23 protein-coding genes are annotated in these 22,927 nt (G+C 37.3%); 5 read left to right on the top strand and 18 right to left on the bottom strand.

Going from position 1 to position 22,927, the window contains the following annotated elements; genetic code table 11:
* Positions 1-4 precede the first annotated feature (4 nt).
* The 7 genes from AC3B6D_RS08485 to dnaE all read right to left on the bottom strand — a co-directional run bounded on the left by AC3B6D_RS08485 (position 5) and on the right by dnaE (position 8,840).
* Positions 5-730, bottom strand: a complete 726-nt coding sequence (locus tag AC3B6D_RS08485) for a segregation and condensation protein A (RefSeq protein WP_489757907.1) — start codon at positions 728-730, stop codon at positions 5-7.
* Between the two features lie 105 nt (positions 731-835).
* Positions 836-1,192, bottom strand: a complete 357-nt coding sequence (locus AC3B6D_RS08490) for an N-acetyltransferase (RefSeq protein WP_489757906.1) — start codon at positions 1,190-1,192, stop codon at positions 836-838.
* A 6-nt stretch (positions 1,193-1,198) separates the two neighbouring features.
* Positions 1,199-2,059 carry a CvfB family protein gene (locus AC3B6D_RS08495; protein ID WP_489757905.1) on the bottom strand — a complete coding sequence of 287 codons (861 nt, stop codon included), beginning with the start codon at positions 2,057-2,059 and terminating at the stop codon, positions 1,199-1,201.
* A gap of 14 nt (positions 2,060-2,073) precedes the next feature.
* Entirely contained in the window at positions 2,074-2,535 is a 462-nt protein-coding gene (locus AC3B6D_RS08500) for a DUF441 domain-containing protein (protein ID WP_489757904.1), read from the bottom strand.
* 131 nt (positions 2,536-2,666) lie between these two features.
* Positions 2,667-4,436, bottom strand: a complete 1,770-nt coding sequence (gene pyk / locus AC3B6D_RS08505) for a pyruvate kinase (RefSeq protein WP_489757903.1) — start codon at positions 4,434-4,436, stop codon at positions 2,667-2,669.
* A gap of 55 nt (positions 4,437-4,491) precedes the next feature.
* Positions 4,492-5,451: a 6-phosphofructokinase gene (gene pfkA / locus AC3B6D_RS08510; protein WP_489757902.1), complete on the bottom strand. Its 960-nt coding sequence runs from the start codon at positions 5,449-5,451 to the stop codon at positions 4,492-4,494.
* A gap of 86 nt (positions 5,452-5,537) precedes the next feature.
* On the bottom strand, positions 5,538-8,840 hold the full coding sequence (gene dnaE / locus AC3B6D_RS08515; RefSeq protein ID WP_489775429.1) for a DNA polymerase III subunit alpha: 3,303 nt from the start codon (positions 8,838-8,840) through the stop codon (positions 5,538-5,540).
* 106 nt (positions 8,841-8,946) lie between these two features.
* Between dnaE and AC3B6D_RS08520 the strand changes: the two genes are divergently transcribed.
* Positions 8,947-9,132: a YjzD family protein gene (locus tag AC3B6D_RS08520; protein ID WP_489757900.1), complete on the top strand. Its 186-nt coding sequence runs from the start codon at positions 8,947-8,949 to the stop codon at positions 9,130-9,132.
* Between the two features lie 68 nt (positions 9,133-9,200).
* Here AC3B6D_RS08520 and AC3B6D_RS08525 read toward each other — a convergent pair whose 3' ends face one another.
* From AC3B6D_RS08525 to obgE, 6 genes are all read right to left on the bottom strand, one after another.
* Positions 9,201-9,914 carry a hypothetical protein gene (locus tag AC3B6D_RS08525; RefSeq protein WP_489757899.1) on the bottom strand — a complete coding sequence of 238 codons (714 nt, stop codon included), beginning with the start codon at positions 9,912-9,914 and terminating at the stop codon, positions 9,201-9,203.
* Between the two features lie 65 nt (positions 9,915-9,979).
* On the bottom strand, positions 9,980-10,162 hold the full coding sequence (gene rpmF / locus AC3B6D_RS08530; protein ID WP_489757898.1) for a 50S ribosomal protein L32: 183 nt from the start codon (positions 10,160-10,162) through the stop codon (positions 9,980-9,982).
* A gap of 143 nt (positions 10,163-10,305) precedes the next feature.
* A complete protein-coding gene (locus tag AC3B6D_RS08535; protein ID WP_489757897.1) occupies positions 10,306-11,112 on the bottom strand; it encodes an SDR family NAD(P)-dependent oxidoreductase in 807 nt (268 codons plus the stop codon).
* Positions 11,109-12,056 carry a ribonuclease Z gene (gene rnz / locus AC3B6D_RS08540; RefSeq protein ID WP_489769738.1) on the bottom strand — a complete coding sequence of 316 codons (948 nt, stop codon included), beginning with the start codon at positions 12,054-12,056 and terminating at the stop codon, positions 11,109-11,111. The genes AC3B6D_RS08535 and rnz overlap by 4 nt, the downstream gene beginning before the upstream one ends.
* Positions 12,057-12,073: 17 nt before the next feature.
* Positions 12,074-13,954: an acyltransferase family protein gene (locus AC3B6D_RS08545; protein WP_489775430.1), complete on the bottom strand. Its 1,881-nt coding sequence runs from the start codon at positions 13,952-13,954 to the stop codon at positions 12,074-12,076.
* 52 nt (positions 13,955-14,006) lie between these two features.
* Complete coding sequence (gene obgE, locus AC3B6D_RS08550; protein WP_489775431.1) at positions 14,007-15,290, bottom strand: GTPase ObgE; 1,284 nt, start codon at positions 15,288-15,290, stop codon at positions 14,007-14,009.
* A gap of 175 nt (positions 15,291-15,465) precedes the next feature.
* Between obgE and AC3B6D_RS08555 the strand changes: the two genes are divergently transcribed.
* The 4 genes from AC3B6D_RS08555 (at position 15,466) to AC3B6D_RS08570 (ending at position 19,842) form a co-directional block, all read left to right on the top strand.
* Positions 15,466-16,224 carry a DeoR/GlpR family DNA-binding transcription regulator gene (locus AC3B6D_RS08555; protein WP_489757893.1) on the top strand — a complete coding sequence of 253 codons (759 nt, stop codon included), beginning with the start codon at positions 15,466-15,468 and terminating at the stop codon, positions 16,222-16,224.
* Complete coding sequence (pfkB, locus tag AC3B6D_RS08560; protein ID WP_489775432.1) at positions 16,221-17,138, top strand: 1-phosphofructokinase; 918 nt, start codon at positions 16,221-16,223, stop codon at positions 17,136-17,138. The genes AC3B6D_RS08555 and pfkB overlap by 4 nt, the downstream gene beginning before the upstream one ends.
* Positions 17,139-17,155: 17 nt before the next feature.
* On the top strand, positions 17,156-19,093 hold the full coding sequence (locus AC3B6D_RS08565) for a PTS fructose transporter subunit IIABC (protein ID WP_489775433.1): 1,938 nt from the start codon (positions 17,156-17,158) through the stop codon (positions 19,091-19,093).
* Between the two features lie 131 nt (positions 19,094-19,224).
* Positions 19,225-19,842 (top strand): copper homeostasis protein CutC, encoded by a 618-nt coding sequence (locus tag AC3B6D_RS08570; protein ID WP_489757890.1) that lies wholly within the window; start codon positions 19,225-19,227, stop codon positions 19,840-19,842.
* Positions 19,843-19,913: 71 nt separating this feature from the next.
* Here the strand turns inward: AC3B6D_RS08570 and AC3B6D_RS08575 are convergent, their stop codons facing one another.
* The 5 genes from AC3B6D_RS08575 to AC3B6D_RS08595 form a co-directional block, all read right to left on the bottom strand.
* Positions 19,914-20,597 (bottom strand): DUF975 family protein, encoded by a 684-nt coding sequence (locus AC3B6D_RS08575; protein WP_489775434.1) that lies wholly within the window; start codon positions 20,595-20,597, stop codon positions 19,914-19,916.
* A 21-nt stretch (positions 20,598-20,618) separates the two neighbouring features.
* The gene (locus tag AC3B6D_RS08580) at positions 20,619-20,912 is read right to left on the bottom strand and encodes a DUF4176 domain-containing protein (protein ID WP_489757888.1); all 294 of its coding nucleotides are present in this window, start codon (positions 20,910-20,912) and stop codon (positions 20,619-20,621) included.
* 98 nt (positions 20,913-21,010) lie between these two features.
* On the bottom strand, positions 21,011-21,832 hold the full coding sequence (locus AC3B6D_RS08585; protein WP_489775435.1) for a hypothetical protein: 822 nt from the start codon (positions 21,830-21,832) through the stop codon (positions 21,011-21,013).
* A gap of 127 nt (positions 21,833-21,959) precedes the next feature.
* Positions 21,960-22,160: a hypothetical protein gene (locus tag AC3B6D_RS08590; protein WP_489775436.1), complete on the bottom strand. Its 201-nt coding sequence runs from the start codon at positions 22,158-22,160 to the stop codon at positions 21,960-21,962.
* Between the two features lie 75 nt (positions 22,161-22,235).
* Entirely contained in the window at positions 22,236-22,448 is a 213-nt protein-coding gene (locus AC3B6D_RS08595; protein ID WP_489775437.1) for a hypothetical protein, read from the bottom strand.
* Positions 22,449-22,927: the final 479 nt, after the last annotated feature.

Below are 22,927 nucleotides of genomic sequence, written 5' to 3' on the forward strand. Positions count from 1 at the left end.
ATTTTTACCTCAACTTTACCAAAATATCACTTTGATAATCAATTTGTGTGACTAAAACTGTTTGATCTTTAACTAATTCCAATAAGCCCATAAATTTGGTAACTACTTCTTCAACTTGAGCACTCTGTTGCAACAATTGCTGAAAAGTTAATTGGTGTTTCTGCTGCAATTGTTGCATAATTTGCTCTTGCGCTTGCGTCACCGAAATAGTTTCTAAAAACGGCAATTGCGCCAAATCAGTTTGTTGCTGCAACCGATCTAATAATTTAACCAAACATAATGCTAAGTCATTACCAAAATAAGTTCCTGGTCGCAAACTCCGCTGATGCGGAGCCGCAACTGTGCTTGGAGGGCGACTATACAACTGCCGACGTTGATGTTCTAATTCCTGTAAATCTTGAGCAGTCGCCTGATAAGCTTGATAAGTCAATAATTGAGCGACCAAATCTGTTCTAGGGTCAACTACATCCTCTGCCAAATCATCATCAAATACCGGAGTTTGCGGCAATAATAATTGACTTTTAATCCGCATCAAGGTCGCCGCCATAACCAAATAATCACCCGCAATATCCAACTGCAAAGATTGCATTCGATGCAGATAATCTAAATATTGTTGCGTCACTGCGGCAATCGGAATATCGTAAATATTAATTTGTGATTTTTTAATTAAATGTAATAACAAATCCAGGGGACCCTGAAAATCAGTTAAAATTAACTCTAGTTGTTCCACTACTGACCACCTAATATTTTTTGATACCGGAGCAAAGCAATTAATGACCTAAAAGCTCAAGTCGTACGCCATGAAATAACTTTAGCATTAGCAATCCCGCAGCATTCAGCTATTTTTTTGCCAGCGTATGATTAGTGGTGTTAGTTCTATACTGCCCATAATTTTATCATCTGGATAATATTCCTGAACTTCATCCAAAATCTGAAACATTATCTGTTGTGAACGCTCGGCGGGACTCAACGAAATATAACGCACCAAAATAATTTGTGGCTGCACTTCTAATGCTACCGCCCCAATAAAATCCGTATTTTGTTGAGGTTTATACAAAAACAATTGATGCTGTTGATTGTCATTATATAATTGCAATTCCATACGCACATGATCTAAATCTTTCAACTCTGGCATATACGATAAAAAGCCCATCGCAATTTTTTGATAATTATGACTATACTTAACTAACATAAGTGTCTACTCTTTATTTTTAAGAACAATTCCTGTAGCAGTTTGTTCAATTAACTGTTGCTTTAACAAATGCCCCAAAGCCCGCTTAAAACTGCTCTTGCTAATACCAAAATAGCGTTTAATCTCTTGGGGATCACTCTTATCGTTATATGGCAAATCAAAATTAGGTTGATGCTTTAACACAGCCAAAACCATAGCCGCATCATCACCAATCTCTTCATAAGCCCGCGGTTTCAGTGATAAATTTAAATGATCAAAACTACTACCAATGACGCGCGCTTTAACTACCTGACCTAAACGAGGTTCTACTTCTCGTTGACTAGGATGAATAAAGCCCAAATGATAATCATTAGTCAAAACAAAGGTGCCACTCATCTTAAGACGATAAACAGTAGCTTGAACATTTTTATTTTGTAAATTTTGATTAGCGCGGCGACTAATTTGTTGAAAAATATTAGCATCAGCCAACTTGCCCCACATGCGATTTTTGCGATCAACTTTTACACTTAATAATAAGCGATCACCTTTTTGCGGCCACAATTTTTTGAGTTCTGGTAAATCATCTAATGACACGACTAAGTCTTTGTCGGGCAAGCCAATATTCACAAATACTCCTAAGTCAGTCCGCACATCAACTACTTCGCCCCAACCAAAACTCCCTACACCAACAGTGGGAATTTGTGGCGTTAAAATTAATTTGTGGGCCTTATTTTCATACAGATAACCTTGTAAATTATCAACTGGTTTTTCAACCTGTTCTTTAGGTGTTTGAAACGTTTGTCCTGCAATTGAGACAAAATAAGCATTTTGATTTTGGTCAATGACTTGACCAGTTTGAATAGTTCCTAATAAATCTTGTAATTCCAAGTTAGCACCTCATTTTATTTAATTCCAATATTCGCTAACACCGTTAAAATACAGTATGCAATGCCTGAAGCAATAACTGGGCCAGCAGCAATACCTTTAAAAACGACCACTCCCACAATCGTACCGAAAACTAACGCCACCGTCATTTCTGGAGACGCCGACAGTAAGTGAACACCCTTAGCGGACAAAATAGCAACGAGAATTCCACAAAGCACAGCTACATAACCTGCAGGTGACTTAAAAGCATTAATCAAATCACGAAAACCCACTTCTCCAGTGGCTATCGGAACCAAAATGGCAACCGAAATGACAGTGACCCCCCAATTAATTCCTTGTGAACGAATCACACCCAGTAAATGCCCCGTTTGCGGTAAAGCTTTTAAAATTAATACCACTAATGTAGCAATTAATAATGAATTATTTTTGCTTAAAAAAGCTACTACTAAGATAATAGCTAAAAATAACCAACTCTCCATAAAATCTCCTCAATATTCAACATCTTACCATATAATCGTCTTTCTTGCTTGGCGACTCTTAGTGACAATTTGAAGGCAAAATAAAAAGCAGGAAATTAATCCTACTTTTTTACTAATTAATTAATTGAAATTTAAAGTGAGTTCGAAGCACCACGGTAAACATTACCACGACGTGAATCAACAGTAATAACTTCATCATCTTTAATTAACTTAGTAGCATCTTGAGCACCAACGATAACTGGAATACTTAAAGCAATTCCCACGACTGCAGCATTAGATGTTAAACCACCATTTTCTACCACTAAGGCACTAGCTTTTTCAATAGCTGGGAAATAGTCTTTATCAGTATTTTCGACAACCAAGATATCTTGATCACTCATTTTATCAATAGCTTCTTGAGCACTATGGGCAACAGTTACTTTACCAATGACTGTTTCATCACCAACGCCTTGGCCTTTGACTAAGTTAGAACCAATTAATTGAACTTTCATCAAATTAGTTGTACCACTTTCGCCAACTGGCACACCAGCAACAATTAAAATCAAATCGCCTTCCTTAGCAAAGCCTAATTCTTGAGCTTTTTGCGCTGCTAAGTCAAACATTTCATCTGTGTTTTCTGGACGATCTGCAACAACTGGATAAACACCCCAGTTAACTGTCAAACCACGTTGAACTTTTTCATCAAAAGTAACGGCTAAAATATCCGCACTTGGACGATATTTAGAAATCATCCGTGCTGTATAACCAGAATTAGTAGCTGTAACAATCGTTTTGATACCTAATTCTTGGGCTGTCCGCACTACAGATTCACCAATGGATTCTGTTGCGTTAGAACCCTTATATTCTTCAAAACGTTGTAAAGCTAAAGTATTGGCACCATCAAGTTGTTCTTGTGTCCGTACATCAATGCGGCTCATAGCATCAACAGCTTGCACAGGATAATCACCATTAGCACTTTCACCAGATAACATTGTGGCATCAGTACCATCTAACACAGCATTGGCAACATCAGTAACTTCAGCCCGTGTAGGACGTGGATTTTCTTGCATCGAGTCTAACATTTGTGTAGCAGTAATAACTGGCTTACCTAAAGCATTGCACTTTTTGATCAAATCTTTTTGAACAAATGGGACATTTTCAAATGGAATTTCCACACCCATATCACCACGAGCAACCATCAAACCATCAGAAACCTTTAAGATTTCATCAATGTTATCAATACCTTCTTGTGATTCAATTTTAGGGAAAATTTGAACTTGTTCTTGATGCTTAGCTTCTAATAATTCACGAATATCTAACACATCTTGAGCTTTCCGTACAAAACTAGCAGAGATGTAGTTGATGTTGTGATCTAAACCGAAGTTGATATCATCAGTATCTTTTTCAGTAATACCTGGTAAGCGAATTTCCACGCCAGGTGCATTAACACCCTTCTTAGAACCAATAACACCATCATTTTGCACAACAGTAACTAATTCTTTATGAGCTTCGTCTTTTTCAGTAATCTTTAAATCAACCAAACCATCATCGATTAAGACGTGACCACCAACATGAGTGTCATCATATAAACCAGGATAAGTCACTGCAATTTTTTCAGGATTACCTGTAAAATCAGGATCCATCGAAACGCGAATTACATCACCAGTATGAGCTTCAAACTTACCGCCCTCTTGAACAGTCGTCCGAATTTCTGCACCTTTAGTATCTAACATAATACCAACGATTTTACCGGTTAACTTTTCAGCTTCTTTAACCATTTTCATCCGTGACAAATGTTCTTCATGGTCACCATGAGAAAAGTTAAAGCGAAAGACATTAGCACCTGCTTCAATCAATTTAGAAATTGTTTCAACATCGTTACTTGCAGGTCCTAAAGTACTAACAATTTTAGTTCTTTTCATTAATTTTCTCCTCAAATAAATTAATCACACAACTTAATTAGCATACCAGAAAATATTACTTAGCTAAAGACTTGTTTATACCGTATAAGCTTAAATCTGGTTGATGTTTTTCGTCAAATAAATCGGTCATTGGATGATAGGTTAATTGATTATTTTCTGTACCAATAGCAATGCCGCCTTTACCTTCAGCCAACAAATCAACCGCATAAGCTCCCATTTTGCTAGCAAGTACGCGATCACGAGCTGTCGGAGAACCACCACGTTGGACATGACCTAAGACTGTACTTCGAGCGTCAAAATCACCATATTGTTTTAATTGCTCCATAAATTCATCGGCATGCATGACTCCTTCAGCCAACACAATAATTGTGTGCTTTTTGCCACGCGCCCGTAAAGCCTGAATATTTTGCGCAATTTGAGCAATATCGAATTCTTTTTCGGGAATAATAATCTCATCAGCACCACCAGCGACACCAGCCCACAAGGCAATATCACCAGCACCACGGCCCATCACTTCAATCACAAAAGTTCGTTCATGACTAGCCGCAGTATCACGAATTTTATCAATGGATTCCACTACAGTATTAACTGCAGTATCAAACCCAATTGTAAAATCAGTATACGGAATATCGTTATCAATGGTTCCTGGTAACCCAACCGCATTATAGCCATGCTCGGTTAAACGCAAAGCACCGTGATAAGAACCATCACCGCCGATAACCACTAGCGCATCAATACCAAACTTCTTCAATTGCTCAATTCCTTTAAGTTGCCCTTCAACTTGAGCAAACTCTGGATAACGAGCAGAATACAGCATAGTACCGCCCCGCGTAATAATATCACCAACGTCAGAACGTTCCATCTTAAAAATATCACCAGCGACTAATCCAGCATAACCATAATTAATCCCGTACACTTCAAAGCCTAGTGACATTGCTCGCCGCGCTACCGCACGAATAGCGGCATTCATTCCGGGCGCATCGCCACCACTAGTCATGACACCAATTTTTTTCATCATCACACCTCACAGTTAATGAAACTACATACAAAATATACCATTATTTTCGAAAAAAAACAGTACTACTTTCCAGAAAAGTTGCTTTATTGATAACTACAATTAGTTTTGCCAAAGGCCTGAATTAACGAATTGCGGCTTTGTTCATCGTATTTAATCCAATATTTTCGATTCAATAAAAAATTTTCACTATTTTCAGAAAAACAAGCAATTACTGGCGTCTCTCCGGGATATTTTTGGGTTAAAGTCATTAATTTTTTAATATGTTTTGGATCTTTTTTCTGAAATTTAACAAACACGCGATGTGGCGGCACCTTTTTTAATAACGGAGCTGCTTTGAATATTTTATCAGCGATTAATTCTGGGCGCTGCTGCTGATCGGTGGTAACTTTCACCCGTATTAGATACACCTGATTTTTAATTAAGTCTATAGTTTGAAAGGTGCGGGGAAAGACCGTCACTTTAAGAGTTCCTAACTGATCGCTTCCGGTTACAAAAGCCATTTGTTGCCCTTTTTTAGTTCGAATCACTTTAATATTCTGAATAAATAACAAAATATTGGCCGTTTGACCAACGACCAATTGTTGGCTAGAAACAATGGGATACAGCCACTTTAAAGTCTGGTATTTATCAACCGGATGTCCCGAAATGTAACTACCTAAATATTGTTGTTCCTGATCCAATTTTTCCAAATGACTATAATCTGGAATTTTTTTAGCTTTGGGTTTTAAAACATCAAACAAAGAAATACTATTATGCGCCAAATGTAAGCTTTCCAAGAGATCCGGTAACTGGTCAACAATTTGTCTGCGATTTTCATGTAAGCGGTCAAAACAACCACTTTTAATCAACGGCGTAATCAGTTCTACATTGCGAAAACGTTCATCAATTCGTTTGACAAAATCTAACAGACTTGTAAATTGACCTTGTTGTCGAACTTGCAAAATATTTTGCAAAAAATCACGACGAACGTGTTTAATAAACAATAACCCAAAACGTAAACTCTGCTGTTCAATCGTAAAATTGAGGGTACTTAAATTAATATCGGGGCTGAGCAGTTTAATTTTTTGTTGTCGTAAATCTTGTAAATAAATGATAGTTTTATCACTATTCAAATTAGCGTTTAATAAAGCTGCAAAAAAAGCCTGCGGATAATGAACCTTTAAATAAGCCAACGTATAAGCTAATTGACTATACGCTACCGAATGAGCTTTATTAAAACCGTAATTAGCAAACTTTTCTATATATTCAAAAACTTGCTGTGCATTTTTTAATTGATGACCGCGACTCACGGCTTGTTGGATAAATTGTTGCCGCTGTTGTTGCATAATTTGGCTATCTTTTTTGGCAATAGCACGGCGTAATAAATCCGCTTGGGCCAAGCTAAACCCAGCCATTTGCGCTACCACTTGCATAACCTGTTCTTGATAAACCAAAATACCATAAGTGGGTCGTAAAATTTCTTTCAAGGAATCATCAGGATAAGTAATAGGTTCTTGATGATGTTTGCGCGCTATAAAATGGGCAATATTTTGCATGGGACCAGGACGATACAAAGCATTAACTGCCACAATATCAGCAAAATCATCAGGTTTTAATTGGCGTAAAACCGAACGAATGCCGCGCGATTCAAATTGAAAGATACCGTCTGTTTGGGCCGTTTTAAAAAGTTGCAAAGTGTCTGGATCATTCAATGGAATTTGCATGGGGGCAATTGTGACTTGTTGAGATTGCTGAACTAATTCTAAAGCTTGCGCCAAAATTGTCAGATTACGTAAACCTAAAAAATCAATTTTTAAAAGTCCTAAAGCTTCCACATTACCCTTCGTTTGCTGAGTTAACCAAGTACCTTCACTCCCCCCCGCTTGTAAAGCGACGGTGTCCGTTAATGGTTGTTGACTCAAGACAATCCCTGCAGCATGGGTCGAAAAATGTCGTGGTAAGCCTTCAATTTGCTGTGCTACCTGGAATAGAGTTTGATTTTGACTAGATTGTCCCACCAAAGTCCGTAACGCTGAAGATTGTTGATAAGCTGTAGCTAATTTAATTCCCAATTGCTGTGGAATTGCTTGAGACCAGCGCTTTAATTCAACCTGACTCAATCCCATTACACGTCCTACATCTCTTAAGGCCTGTTTAGCTGCAAAAGTACCAAACGTGATGATTTGCGCCATGTGTTCTTGACCATATTTTTGCTGCATATATTGCACTAGTTCTTCCCGGCGATTATCAGGAATATCCAAATCAATATCTGGCATATCAACGCGTTCTGGGTTTAAAAAGCGTTCAAATAATAAATCATATTTTAAAGGATCAATTTGGGTAATTTGTAAAGCAAAACTGACTAACGAACTAGCTGCTGAGCCCCGCCCTGGTCCGGTTAGAATCTGCAATTGATGTGCTTTTTGCACAACATCTCGAACAATCAAAAAATAATCCGCGTAACCCATTTGGTTAATAACTCGTAATTCATATGCTAACCGCTGCTGATAATTTGTTGGAATGGATTGGGGCGCAAAATACTGTTTTAATCCTGCTTGCGCCAGCTCAGTTAAATATTGAGCAGCAGTTAAATGTTTTGGTGTGGCAAAATGAGGTAACTGGGTGCGTTGAAACTGTAATTCGACTTGACATTCTTGTGCTAATACTAGAGTTTGCTGCCAAACTGTTTGTAAATTCAAATTAAGGCATTGCTTTTGACAAGCTTGGGCTGAACGTAACGAATGATCTTGCGTATTAGTTGTCGTCGTCAACTTATCTCCTGTTGCTACATGCTGCAATACCTCTTGACTAAAAGCATCTTGGGGTTGCAAGTATTGAACATCATCTAAAATCACACAAGCCAAATTTTGTAGTTGACTTAACCGCTGCCGTAAATTAATTTGCTCTGTTGTAAAATTACGTAAATCTAAACCAACATACAAATCATGGGGTTTGATTTGCTGTAACCGTTGTAAATATTCGGGTGCTTGTTGTTGATGGCGCGTTAATAAAACTTCTAATTCACTGCGCCCCTGAGGAACAATTAAGACTAAATCCGTTAATAATGAGGAAAATTGTGTTAAATCTAGCGCCGTCGTTTGTGTCTGAATTTGCGTAGATAATTTTAATAAATTATGATATCCACGAACATTTTTGGCAAGCACAATTAGTGGATAATCATTTTCTTGATCTAATAACCCGGGAATTAACAACGTCATCCCTAATAGCGGGCGTAAATGATTTTGCTTAGCTAACCGATAAAAGTCTACCAAACCATAGGTCACGTTAACATCTGTTAGAGCAACTGATTGATATCCCAATTGTTTTGCTTGCTGAATTAATTGTGGCAAGCGAATGGTACTTTGTAATAAAGAATAGCTACTTAAAACTTGCAACTGCGTTGTCATTAGCCAGTTCACCTCTTTAACTATTTTATCTTAAATTTCCATGAGTTTTCACGCAAATAAAGTGAATTTTGTGGTAAAATCCAATTATGAAAGTGAGATGAATAAGATGAGATATTTCACTAGTTTATTTTGGATTTTAATCTACGGACAAATCTTAGGTTATATGGGAGCAGCTTTAACTAGCACCCAATACCAACCGATGACCGCCTTAATTATTTCTATTGTATTTACGATTCTTTTCTGGATTTTAACGGCTGCGTTAGATTCACCTTCGAAAGCTAAAAAAGAGTAACTTTTGATTAAGTTACTCTTTTTTTATGGATTAACTAACTTAGTTCCAGTACATTGCCAGCTAGTTAACTATTCAGCCGTTAGGTAAAAATAGACTTGCTTTTGTGACAATGCCATTTTTAATACCCGATGTTGCGAATGAATGGCCTTAAAAGTAGTTTGTTGACTACGCGTTTTTGTTAATTCATGTTGCATTTGTTTCAATACTTGACGGCCATTAGCCCCTGATAAAGTACAGATAATCATTAACGATTGTACCAATGATTGCAAATCTTTGGGCTTTTTCAAGTTTTGCAAGGGTGCAATTAAGGTCAACCCCATTAATTGTTGATCTTGGACACTAGCCCGCAATGTTTGCTGTGGCGTGTGGAGCAGATCAGTAATCGTATTGGTCATTGTTAGTGGTAACACCCTTTGACGCATCATCATATTATATTTTTGAGCAAACTGCGCATAATTTCCCAAAGATTTCATTGCTTGAACAGGTACTTGTTTAGTCACTGTTTGTCCCTGTAAGCGACTACGCAATGTTACTTTTTGTTGGTGTTTAGTGCCCCAGACGTTAATCACAAAATTACCTTGTTGATTAGTTACTGCATGCCAAGAACTTTGAGTCCCTACACGGTAACTAATTTTAGCTTGTCGAGGAACGTGACCTTTAATCGTGGCTTGCATCACATTTACCGGGTAACTTTCCCGACTAGTTTTGAGATAATTATGATTAGAACAGGCAGTTAAGCCTAATAACAAGGGAAGAATAATGAGCCATAACCATCTTTTCATGAATTATCACCTGAATAAAATTTAAGACAGACTAACCGAATTAATCTGCCTTGAAATAATTATAATTAATTTGCTTGATTACTTGTTACTACTTGTTTGCCTTTGTAATAACCTTTTGGTGAAACATGATGGTTCATACGATATTCACCAGTCGTGGGATCAAATTGAATATTAGGTTGACTCAACTTGATATGACCCCGACGTTGGCGCTTCTTTTGTTTAGAAGTTTTTCTTGCTGGAACTGCCATATTTAATAACTCTCCTTTGATTAAACTTGCTTCTACAAATATATTTAAAATCAAATAACATTCGTAATTACTTATTCATGTTACTATCATTTCAGATAGAGGGCAAGTCCTTTTACTTATTTTTCCCGAGTTTTAGTCACAAGTTACTTTTTATTGCCTAATTTTTGCGTCAACATATCGCCTAGATGTGGCGCCAATTGATAAGCTACATAACCTAATTGCATGATGCGTGGCCGGTTCAATTCTCGCACCGGTCGGCCGATACAATGAATAATAGCTTGTGCCAACTTTTGTGGATCTAATTTAATAGCACCTACCGACTTTAAGTAATTACCTGTGTGATCAGCAATCTTAAAAAAATTCGTGGCCACTGGCCCTGGATTAACCGTTGTCACCTGAATATTAAAAGGACGAAGTTCCAAGCGTAAACTGTCAGAAAAAGCAATGACCGCTGCTTTAGTCGCTGCATAGACAGCTGATTTGGGTGTGGGAATTTTACCACCCATCGACCCCAAATTAATAATCTGTCCTAGACGTTGCTGCATCATGTGTTCTGCTACATAACGGGTCAAAAGCATTGTGCCTAAAACATTGACCTTTAACATTTTGTTCCAGAGTGGGTATTCTGTAGTATTAAATTGAGAAAAATCGCCAAACCCTGCTGCATTAATCAGAATCTCAATTTGTTGATGGCGCGCAAAAATCTGCTCTAAAGTACGTTCCACATGCTTGGCAATGCTCACGTCTAAGCTGTAGCTTTCGACAAAGCCACTAGTTAGCGCTTGACATTGCCGGGTAATGCGCGCTAATTTTTCTTCATTGCGCGCGATTAAGATTAAATTAGCGTTTTTATGTGCTAATTGCCAAGCCAATTGTTGACCAATCCCTGATGATGCTCCAGTAATAATGACTGTTTGACTTTGCAAATGTTGTAAGGCCGCTATGTTCATGCTGACGTCTCCTCTGGGTGATGTAATTTAATTTCAAAGCGATCAAAATCTTTAACTACATAAGAATTAGGAAAAATTTGCCGAGCATCATGTAAAAGTTCATAAAACTTATTACCAACGTAACGTGCTGAAATATGATTCAACAACAATTGATTAACATGAGCCGCCCGGGCAATTTGTGCTGCCTGAGCACTAGTTGAATGAAAATGCTGGCGTGCCAATTTTTTTTCATGGCCAGCTAAAGTACTCTCATGTACTAATACATCAGCATTTTTGGCCAATTTAATGCTTGCTTGACAATAACGCGTATCACCAATAATCGCAACTACTCTGCCTGGTTGACTTGGACCAATAAAATCTGCCCCATTTAAAATGGTACCATCAGCAAGTTCCACTTGTTCCCCGCGCTTTAGTTGCCCCCAAATAGGCCCATTAGGCAAGTGATATTCCGCCAAACGATCAACCAATAATTCACCAACATGCGGCTTTTCTTCGACGCGATAACCATAGCACAAAATTCGGTGATCTAGTTTCTGACAGGTAACTTTAAAAGTACTATCTTCAAAAACGACCCCCGCATCTTTAATTTCATGATAATTAATGGTATAGCCTAAGTGGCTATCTGATAAGCGCAAACTAGTTTGCACATATTCTTTCAAGCCGACAGGACCATAAAGATCTAATGGTTGGTCACCACCTTGAAAAGAACGTGAAGACAATAGCCCTGGCAAACCAAAAATATGGTCGCCGTGCAAATGCGTAATAAAAATTTTATTAATTTTACGTGGTCGAATGGTTGTAGCCAAAATTTGCTGTTGTGTTCCTTCACCAGCGTCAAATAACCATACTTCATTGCGTTCATTTAATAATTTCAACGCCAAGCTAGACAAGTTTCTTCCCTTAGAAGGAACTCCCGCACCTGTTCCTAAAAATTCTAATTCCATATTTACTCTTCCATATTTTAATATTTCGTATGCTTCAAAATTTCTTGCGCAATCAGCAGACTATAATAAACCGATCCTTGGTCATTAGTATGCACCTGATCATCATAAAACCAATTAGGATGATGTTGACTAGTTGCATACCAATTAATAACTGTCAAATTAGAATAGTCGTGAGCTGCCTTTTTAAGGACTTGATTAACTGGTTTTTCCCATGAGCGAGTGGGGACATGAACATTAATCCAAAAAACTTGGCGCTGCTTACCAGCTAACTGCATCACTTGCTGAACTTGTTGAGAGCTAATAGCCCCGTTAGTCCCCATTCCAATTAAGATCGTTTGTGGCAAAGCCGCCTCTGCTTTATATTTTTGTAATAAATCAATTGCCACATCAATGCCGCGGCTCACGTCAGCATTAATTAACATTTTGGGAAAAATTGCTCGTAGTCCATCCGAACCATCTACCATCACTGAATCGCCAATTGCTAACGCTGATAGGTCTTGCGCTCTTTGTAAATCAAACTGCGTAATCCCCAGTTTTTGGTATTTAGAATTAACTGGATGACTCTTTGCCAAACTTTGCCATTTTTGAACCTGTTGTTGATTATGTTTCACGGTTGGTTTCTTCTTCAAGTCATGTAAAACTTGCTGATTGTGTTTCTTATTAATTTGATGATTATGCTTAATTTTTTGTGCTAACTGACTATGATTAGCATCACTAGCTTGTCCATTATCTTGGAACAGTCCCCAACTACCAGTCACAACTGCCGCTAGCACTAATACGGTGCCGACCACTTTGACAGAACGTTGCTTTTTGTGCTGTGACTTGCGGCCATAGGTACTTAATGGGCGCTCAACAAAATAATAAGAAATCAAACTAACTAAAAAGATTAATACAATTTCGATAACTGGGTATAAAAAGCGATGATCTGCCACGTTAGTAAACTTAGATTCAAAAAAAATCATCACCGGAAATTGGTATAGATACAAACCAAAGCTGAGTTTCCCAATCCAAGCAAACAGCGGATTAGTTAATAATTTATTCCAAATAGCTGCCGGATGCGCCACAATTGCGACTAAAATCGTAGTCAAGATCGAAAAGAGAAACATGCCACCACGATAAGTAAAAGCATCGGTAGCTTTCATTTTAAAAATAAAAAAGAGCATCAATGCTAAACAAATCGCACCACCAACATTTAACAGCTGACGATCAAATTGCCGCACATCTTGACGCAGTCGATTGCTGGGCCAAATAAATGCTAACGCACAGCCTAATAAAATCGAGAACAAGCGAGTATCAGTGCCATAATAAATCCGACTTGGATCAGCATGGGGATTATATAACAAGGCCATTAATCCCGCAGACACTAGTGTTAACACCAAAGTCACCAATAAAACTTTTTTAGCCGATAAAAAACGTAATAAAATTAAGATAATCAACGGCCATAACAAATAAAATTGCCCTTGAATTGATAAAGTCCACATATGTGTGAATGGTGATTCATTATTCGCAAAACGTTCAAAATAAGATTGACCGTGTGCGATTTGCCAAAAGTTATAAACATTCAACACATTAGTAGTAAAAATAGCTCGTAAATTTTTTAAGAGATTTTTTTGAAAAAATGCAATATAGGCACTTGCACTAAATAGCATCATCAATAATCCGGGATATAATCGTCGTATTCTTTTAAAGTAGTATTTTCCCAAGTTAAAATGACCTTGGTCCCTCAAAGAACGTAAAATTTGATCTGTAATTAAATAACCTGATAAAACTAAAAAGATCGGAACTCCTAAGTAACCTCCTGAAAACACTTCAGGATTTAAATGATACAAAATAACTCCAACAACACCTAGCGTTCTCAAACCGTCAAATCCGGTAATGTAACGTCGGCTTTTCTCCATTTGCTCCACTACGTCTAACACTCCAACTTATTATATTGCGATAGTCTGTTGATTACATAAACTCAAATTCAAAGTCATCAATTACTACAGTATCGCCCACTTGCGTTCCTGCATTAGTTAATGCCTCGTCAACACCCATCCGTTTGAGTTTGCGTGCAAAACGCATTATGCCATCTTGATAGTTCAAGTTACTACGTTGTAATAAAGAACTTACCGCTGCACTAGTGACCACAAAAGTATGTTCGTCAACTTGCTCAATCTGAATGTCATCGGCCGGTGCAGCTTGATACTTATAGGTCTTCTTTTCCGGTGTCGATTTTTCTGGTATTGCAGCAGTAAAATCAGGCGCAGTAGCTAAAACTTGAGCAGTTTTTTGCAATAATTGTTGCACTCCTGTGTGCGTTACACTAGAAATTTCAAAAACTTGTTCAATTTGCAATGTTTGTTTAAATTTCTGTAACCGATCATTTGCTCCCGGTAAATCCATCTTAGTTGCCACAATTATCTGCGGACGCTGCAATAATTTAGGATCATATTGTTTTAATTCTTCATTAATTTGTTGATAATCTGTTACGGGATCACGACCATTATTCGGATCCATATCAATTAAGTGTAAAATGACTCGCGTTCGTTCAATGTGCCGCAAAAATTGAAAACCCAGCCCCACACCCTGAGCTGCGCCAGTAATCAGTCCGGGTAAATCTGCCAAAACAAAATCCTGACCATCTGCTAAACGCACCATTCCTAGATTGGGCTTGAGTGTTGTAAATTGATAGGCTGCAATTTTCGGTTTAGCTTTTGTCGCTACTGATAATAGCGTTGATTTACCAACTGACGGAAAACCAACCAATCCCACATCTGCTAATAATTTTAATTCTAATTGAATCACGCGTTGTTCGCCAGGAGTTCCATTTTCCGCAATTTCCGGAGCGGTATAGCGAGACGTAGCAAAATGAATATTACCTCGTCCTCCGTGACCACCGTGAGCAACAATTAATTCCTGCTGATCGGATACCAAATCACCCAAAATTTCTCCCGTTTCAACATCACTAACTGTCGTCCCAGGAGGAACACTAACATAAACATCCTGTGCATTAGCTCCATGCATTGCCTTAGTCATGCCGTTTCCGCCAGCTGGGGCTTTAAATTGGTGTTGATAGCGAAAATCCATCAAGGTTCTTAAACCGGTATCTACTTTTAAAATAATATTGCCACCCTCACCACCGTCACCGCCGTAAGGGCCACCTTTAGCGACGTATTTTTCGTGTCGAAAAGCAACAGCACCGTCGCCACCGGCTCCTGCTTTAACTGTTATTTTGACATTATCTATAAACATGAAAACCTCCGCAAAACTCTTATCAAACACTAATTTTAACATAGTTTACTGGAAAAAGTGGTTGTTCCTTGAGAATAATAATGACGTTTTTTTGACGATTTTGATTGTTTTTGAATGGTTATGATTGATTTTGACAAAAAACAGAGTATGATATTTGTATGGAGGTAAGATGTAAGTGATTACAGAACGTCGACGGCAAATTATTTTAAACCAATTACAACAAAAAAATATTGTCACAGTGCATGACCTAGTTAACCTAACTGGCGCCTCAGAATCAACCATTCGTCGTGATTTGTATGAGCTGGAAGATCAGAAACTATTATCACGGATTCATGGTGGTGCCAAAAAAATCAATTCCTCATTGCTCGCAGAACCCAAAGTAGCTTTAAGAGCTACCATGGCTTTGCCTGAAAAACGAGCAATTGCAAAGGCTGCTGCTAATTTAGTTCACGATCATGAAGTTATTTTTTTAGATTCTGGAACTACAACTAATGCCATGATCCCTTTTTTAGCACATAAAAAGGATTTATTGGTCTTAACTAATAGTGTCGACAACGCTGCTTTATTAGCGGATCAACAATTGCACACTATCATGCTGGGGGGCTTTTTAAGAAGCTCTACTAAAGCCACTGTCGGTCAACATGTAACACAATATTTGAGTGATTGCCATTTAGATCAAGCTTTTTTAGGCACTAATGGCTTTGATGTCCAACATGGTTTTACGACGCCTGATCCTGAAGAATCATTAGTCAAGCAGGCAGCTGTTCGACAATCTGATCAGACTTACGTCTTAGCAGATAATTCCAAATATCAGCAAACGCGTTTTAGTAAATTTGCTAAATTAGATGACGCTATTTTAATTACTGATCATCTAGCTGCTGATATTAGTCAGCACCTTACCTCATATACTAAAATAATGGAGGTCCTGCAATGATCTATACCCTTACTGCAAATCCATCGATTGATTATGTTTTGCAGTTATCAAAAATGACTTTAGGTGAAGTCAATCGAGTAGAAAATGACGTTAAATTGCCTGGCGGCAAGGGGATCAACGTTTCACGGATTTTGCAAGAGTTACAACTGTCATCAACGGCTTTAGGATTTATTGGTGGCGCAACGGGAGATTTGCTTACGCAACTGCTCAAAAAAGCTGCTGTCGTGACTGATTTTACCCCAGTTCATGGCGATACCCGCATTAATGTCAAGATCAAGGCCGATCAAGAAGAAACCGAAATCAATGGCCGCGGTCCACAAATCACCCCTGGAGAAAAAGCTAGTTTATTACAAAAAATCGCCCAAATAAAACAAGGCGATGTGGTTATTATGGCCGGTAGCACCCCACCAGGTTTAGACCAGCAATTTTATTTAGACATTGCTCAGCAAGTTACTGCTAATGGTGCAGAATTTGTCATCGACACTACTGGTCAAGCCTTACTGGATACCTTAGCTTTTCATCCGTTAGTGATTAAACCAAATCATCACGAATTGGCTGAATTGTTTCAAACTAGTTTCCATGATTTAAACGATATCATTCAGGCAGCTCGTAAGCTGTTAACTCAAGGTGCTCAACATGCCTTAGTTTCAATGGCTGGTGATGGAGCCTTATTAGTGACACCGGATGCTGCCTATCAATGTAACGCACCTAAAGACATCGTGAAAAATTCGGTTGGTGCAGGTGATTCAATGATTGCTGGTTTTGTTGGTACTTATATGAAGACCCACGATGTTTTGGAAAGTTTTCATGTCGGTGCTGCTTGTGGTTCTGCTACTGCATTTAGTGAAGATTTAGCGCAAATTACTAAAATCAAAGCCGTCTATCAACAAATTCAGGTTACTCAAATTCAATAATAAGTGAGGCGTTTAAAATGGATTTAAAAGAATTATTACGTAAAGACGTCATGATCATGGATTTAAAGGCGACTACCAAAGAAGCCGCTATTGATGAAATGGTCGCCAACTACGTCCAAAAAGGCGTCGTTGATGATGAAAAATTATTTAAGGCGGATATTTTAAAGCGTGAAGCCGAAACCAGTACTGGTATCGGTGATGGTATTGCCATGCCACATGCGCGCGATAAAGCTGTCAAACGGGCCACAGTTATGTTTGCCAAAAGTGCTCATGGTGTTGATTACGATGCTTTAGATGGTCAACTAGTCTACTTGTTCTTTATGATTGCTGCTCCCGATGGTGCTGATAGCCTGCATTTACAAGCTTTGGCCGCTTTGTCAGCCTTATTGATTGATCCTAAGTTAGTCGCTGCTCTAAAAGAAGCAACAACTCCAGAACAAGTTCAAGAATTATTTGACCAAGCGCAAGCACAAAAAGAAGCAAAAGAAAAAGCGCAACAAGAAAAAAAGGCCCAGCAAGCCGCTAGTCAGACAACTAATACTGACCGGGGCTATATTGTGGCTGTTTCTGCTTGTCCTAACGGAATTGCCCACACCTACATGGCAGAAGCTGGTTTAAAAGAAGCCGCCGAAAAATTAGGGGTCGACATTAAAGTCGAAACTAATGGTTCCGAAGGTGTCAAGAATAAATTAACGCCGGCTGAAATCAAACGCGCGGATGGCGTCGTGATTACTGCCGATAAAAAAGTTGAGATGGCACGGTTTGACGGTAAGAAATTAATCAACCGACCTGTCATTGACGGTATTAATAAACCGGAAGAATTGATCCAAAAAATCGAAGCCGGTAATGCTCCCACTTACCATGCTAATCCGGATGAAGCTGATAGTAGCGACGGCGAAGTTGAAGGTAAGTCCATGTGGTCGCGCATTTACGCTGACTTAATGAATGGTATCTCCCATATGTTACCATTCGTGGTTGGTGGCGGAATCTTAATGGCCATTTCTTTCCTATTGGAAAACATGGCTGGTCCCAAATCAACAAGTTTCCTATTCTTTAATAGTATCGGTAATTACGCCTTTAACTTTTTAATTCCAGTTTTAGCAGCTTATATTGCCGTTTCAATGGCTGACTTACCAGCTTTAATGCCTGGTTTTGTAGCTGGTTTTATGGCTTCACAAGCTAGTGCTAGTTTTGTTCATTCATCTAGCCCTGCCGGCTTCATTGGTGGTTTAATCGGTGGTTTCTTAGCTGGTTGGGTAGTTGTTGGCATGAAGAAAGTCTTCAAATTTGTGCCTAAGTCACTTGAAGGTATGAAACCAATGCTGTTATATCCGGTCTTTGGTTTACTAATTGTCGGCGCCATTATGTACTTTGCTGTTGACCCAGTCTTTGCCGTGGTTAACCAAGCCATTACTGATTTCTTAACTCACATGGGTACTGGTAATGCTGTCTTATTAGGAGCCTTACTTGCTGGAATGATGTCTTTAGATATGGGTGGTCCTTTCAACAAAGCTGCTTATGCCTTTGCAATTGGTATTTTTACTAATACTAAAGATGGTGCTTTAATGGCTGCCGTAATGGCTGGTGGGATGATTCCGCCATTGGCAATTGCCTTAGCTGCAACCATTTGGAAAAACAAGTTCACCGAACAAGAGCATCAAGCGGCTATGAGTAACTATATTTTAGGTGCTGCTTTTATCACCGAAGGTGCCATTCCTTTTGCTGCCGGTGATCCATTGCACGTTATCGTTCCAAGTGTGATCGGTGCCGCTATTGGTGGTGGTTTAACTCAATTCTGGGGCGTTAACGTTCCCGCACCGCACGGTGGAATTTTCGTTTCACCATTATCCAATAAACCATGGTTATTCTTGTTATCAGTCGTGATTGGAGCAGTCATTGCCGGTTTAATTTACGGTATTTGGAAACCTGCACTCAAAAAAGCTGAAGCAAAATAAATTTTCTTGGAAAAGTCCGCCATTATGATGCGGGCTTTTTTTGTATAACAAATCAAATTATTAAAAGTTTCGTTTGATCCCATCTTTTTTGTATAATTAATTTAACAATCAAATTTGATTAAGAGGTGATAATGATGATTTTAGAAGCTTGTGTTGGAGAATTTTCACAAGTTCCCAAAGTAATTAAGCGTGGTGCCAAACGCATTGAATTAAATGCCGATCTCGCCCAAGGTGGCATCACTCCTAGCTTAGGCGTTATCAAAGCAACCGTTGAATATGCCCACCAATATCGAATTCCCGTCATCGTCATGTTACGGCCCCGCGGACGAAATTTCATCTATAACGCCGCTGAGTTAAAAATTATGCATGAAGACGCCCAATTAATTGCTCAAGCTGGTGCCGATGGTGTGGCCGTGGGAACTTTAACTTCTGGAAAGCAAATTAATACTGCTGCTTTAGAATATGTTTTGGGTACTTTACCACTTATTAAGGTCTTTCATATGGCCTTTGACGACATTAAAAATCAACCAGCTGCCATGGACTGGTTGATTCAGCATAATTTTCAACGAATTTTAACGCATGGTGGTCCATTAAACAAACCATTAAATATTAAACACTTACAAGAATTAATCGAATATGCCAACGGCCGCATTGAAATTTTACCAGGCGGCGGCGTTACTCACAGTAATGTTCAAGATATTACCCACTTATTAGGTGTCGAACAAGCGCATGGTTCAAGAATTGTATAAGGCAAAATAAAAAAGCAGCATTGGTGTCCAAATTTGACTCAATCACTACTTTTATTTGAGGACCGTTATTCTTAACCAGCTGGAACAATATCTTGACTGGACTGTTCTTGAACTTGACACAACCGGACATAAAAGTTGGCTTCAGCCAATGTCCGATAGGGAAAGACCCAAATTCCGGCTAAGCCCACAGTGATAGACACCAGCATTTCGTACCCAATAAAACTCAAGCTAAAAACAAAATACTCCCAACAATGACCTTTCATCATCTGACGACTCAAAGTAATTGCTTCACGATATTTAACAGGCTTATTATTTTGGACACTATCCCGATAAATATAAACTGCTTGTGAATAGCTAATCGATTTCATAATTCCAGGGACAATCAGTAACAATGACCACAAACATATCCAAATTCCAGCCAAAATAGACACTAGCAAACTACCGATAAAAGTTTCGCCCCGTTCAAATAGCACCAAAGATTTAGTAAATGGCTTGGTTAGTGGGGCATCATTTCTCATCACATCAACTGCCGCCAAGCTACTACTCAAATTAAAAACTTGATAACCAATAAAAACTATTAATGCTGAACACATCATTAATGTACTAACTGGACGATTGCCTGATAAAGTGCGGACAGTATTCAGAATTACCAAAGCTAAATAAAAAAACAACGTTAATAAAAACATTTGTAGAAAAAAACTAAAGTGAAGATTTAATTTACTCTTCGCACTTTGCTTGATCTCTTTTCTGTTCATAAAAGTTTCTCCCCTAAAATTTTAATCTTCCAATGCAATTTCTTTTTCCCACTCTTGATAAACTTGATTAAAGCGTACCTCATCTTCATCACTGAAGCCTTTAAAAATAACTCGGTCAATGTCTTCACGATTAAAGAAAAATGTTTGTTTTGGATCAACCCCTTCAGGATAACCACACCCAAGATAGTCAACAAACTGCTCACTTTGCGTTGTTTCATCTTGGTACATAACTCCCCGACCAATAATCATCATTTTTTTAGTACCCTCTTTAAGATAAACCAATGACCCTAAAGGTAACAACTCTTTATTTTCCATATAATTATTTATTCCCCTACAATAATTTTTAATTAATTCTAAAATTGCTTATTTGAAAATTAATACCACCTTCTTTCACTAAAGTCAGCTATCAAAATTTATTTCATTCGTTTTTTACGTCCAAAACTAACATGGTACTCTGCTTCATATTCGGATTGATATTTATAAAGATAATATAATGGCAAAAATAGTTTTAAAGGTGCATATACAAAAATTAGATAGAGCTCTCCAAAAATTATAGTAGGGATAAGCAAAAAGAGAATGCCCATGATTTGTATGATTTTGATAAAAGCTTCATTTGCTATAACTAAATATCTAATTTGAAAAATAAAAGCTAAAATAAAAATTATAAAAAGGATCATAATGTATAAGATTATTTTTTCACTTTTTAATTTCCTAAACAAAACAAACGATTTAGTATAATCAAAAGACGCTTTTGATATAAGGACATTTTTCTTAAAATTTATATATTCAAAAACAACCGTATAAGCCAATAAGAACATAATATATAGATATAAAATTAATAAAAAAATAGTAATATTCATTGTTGACAAGATATCTGATAATATGGTAACGAATAATATAATGCTTATGTTGATTAAACTAAAAAAAAGTGATGATCCTAAATAAAGATTTTCTAATACCCAATTTTTAATAATAAAAAAGTTATACACATACATAATGAAGCTTAAGGTACATAATATTATATATAAAAAAATAAGAAAGATAAAAAGTTTATTACTTTTATTTGAAGTTTTAAATGTATAAAATGCAAGTAAGACAAAAGCATTAAAAATATTAACTACAATAAAATCATGTATATATTGTTTAATAACATTCTTATTATTCGCTGTTTTAATCAAACTGGTAATAAAATTAAAATTTATTTTTTTACTATCCTCAAATGAAAAGTTGAACATTTTTCTTTCCTTTACTAGAAAAACTATCGTTCCAGTTAATCATCGAAAATGATTTACCAATATTTTTTTCGAAATTATATGCATCAGTTTTATATTGTTCAACACGATATGGATTGAAAAATTTTATCTACACTGAATAAGAACCTATTGCTGCTCCTACACTTAACGCTATTGGCAACCATGCACCACTTCCAACCATCGCTACTCCTAATAATGCTCCACTAACTGATCCAATATCAAAAATAGTATCAATTGCTCCATCACTAACTGCTCGTCCTAAATCATGATGTTTTTGATCAGCATAATCTGCTCCAGAATTTAATACCACGTTTCAACCAAATGCTTTTGGAGTTCCATATTCTGTATTCTGTCAATCCTGATTTTTTAATTACTTTGAAACTGCCTAACATTGTTTTTTACCCACGTGTCCAAAACTACCATTCAAGACATCTGGTAAATACTTATTGAACTTATTAAAATAGCCCGTACCTCTTTTGACTCCTTGCCAAAACTTATTTAAATACTTTAAATTCCTAGCACCAGTTGCAATCATATAAGCCATTACTGATTGAACCAATCCTTTGACTAACTTAGGCTTCTCACTAATGGCTGTCATAATTTGATCAGTCTCTAAAATTGCTTTTATTGCTTTTCAGGTCGGCTTTCGTCAAATTAATAACTAAACTATTTTTTATACTTACGATATCCAAGATTAACATTGTACTCTTCTTCGTATTCTAATTGATATTTGTATAGGTAATAATAGGCTAAAAAAGTTTTTACCGGAAAAAAATAAAAATATAAATAAATTATAAATGTAATTGTAAGCGGAAAAAAGGAAATCAACATAAGCCAAACTTTAAAAGAATTATTAGAAAATTTTCCTTCCAAAAAAAAATTATTAACTGTATAAATCAATATAAATAACAAAAATACAGCATTAAAAGAAAAGTAAACTTTGTAGAACAAATTAAATAGTAAGCTATTGGTATTAAAAAAAAGCTTAAATAGTCTAAAATAAGAATTACAAGTTATAAAAGCGCCAAATATGATAGCATTAAAATATAGTATTTGTAATAACATTTTTTCTAATCC

Source organism: Bombilactobacillus sp. ESL1097 (assembly GCF_058107205.1).

Coding starts and splice junctions, on each gene's coding strand:
- AC3B6D_RS08500 (WP_489757904.1), bottom strand. CDS start 2,535: ATGGAGAGTTGGTTATTTTTAGCTATTATCTTAGTAGTAGCTTTTTTA.
- obgE (WP_489775431.1), bottom strand. CDS start 15,290: ATGTTTATAGATAATGTCAAAATAACAGTTAAAGCAGGAGCCGGTGGC.
- AC3B6D_RS08525 (WP_489757899.1), bottom strand. CDS start 9,914: ATGAAAAGATGGTTATGGCTCATTATTCTTCCCTTGTTATTAGGCTTA.
- AC3B6D_RS08595 (WP_489775437.1), bottom strand. CDS start 22,448: ATGACAGCCATTAGTGAGAAGCCTAAGTTAGTCAAAGGATTGGTTCAA.
- AC3B6D_RS08585 (WP_489775435.1), bottom strand. CDS start 21,832: ATGTTCAACTTTTCATTTGAGGATAGTAAAAAAATAAATTTTAATTTT.
- dnaE (WP_489775429.1), bottom strand. CDS start 8,840: ATGACAACGCAGTTGCAAGTTTTAAGTAGCTATTCTTTATTACAAAGT.
- AC3B6D_RS08545 (WP_489775430.1), bottom strand. CDS start 13,954: ATGGAGAAAAGCCGACGTTACATTACCGGATTTGACGGTTTGAGAACG.
- AC3B6D_RS08565 (WP_489775433.1), top strand. CDS start 17,156: ATGGATTTAAAAGAATTATTACGTAAAGACGTCATGATCATGGATTTA.
- AC3B6D_RS08490 (WP_489757906.1), bottom strand. CDS start 1,192: ATGTTAGTTAAGTATAGTCATAATTATCAAAAAATTGCGATGGGCTTT.
- pfkB (WP_489775432.1), top strand. CDS start 16,221: ATGATCTATACCCTTACTGCAAATCCATCGATTGATTATGTTTTGCAG.
- pfkA (WP_489757902.1), bottom strand. CDS start 5,451: ATGAAAAAAATTGGTGTCATGACTAGTGGTGGCGATGCGCCCGGAATG.
- rnz (WP_489769738.1), bottom strand. CDS start 12,056: ATGGAATTAGAATTTTTAGGAACAGGTGCGGGAGTTCCTTCTAAGGGA.
- AC3B6D_RS08570 (WP_489757890.1), top strand. CDS start 19,225: ATGATGATTTTAGAAGCTTGTGTTGGAGAATTTTCACAAGTTCCCAAA.
- AC3B6D_RS08580 (WP_489757888.1), bottom strand. CDS start 20,912: ATGGAAAATAAAGAGTTGTTACCTTTAGGGTCATTGGTTTATCTTAAA.
- AC3B6D_RS08520 (WP_489757900.1), top strand. CDS start 8,947: ATGAGATATTTCACTAGTTTATTTTGGATTTTAATCTACGGACAAATC.
- rpmF (WP_489757898.1), bottom strand. CDS start 10,162: ATGGCAGTTCCAGCAAGAAAAACTTCTAAACAAAAGAAGCGCCAACGT.
- AC3B6D_RS08575 (WP_489775434.1), bottom strand. CDS start 20,597: ATGAACAGAAAAGAGATCAAGCAAAGTGCGAAGAGTAAATTAAATCTT.
- AC3B6D_RS08535 (WP_489757897.1), bottom strand. CDS start 11,112: ATGAACATAGCGGCCTTACAACATTTGCAAAGTCAAACAGTCATTATT.
- pyk (WP_489757903.1), bottom strand. CDS start 4,436: ATGAAAAGAACTAAAATTGTTAGTACTTTAGGACCTGCAAGTAACGAT.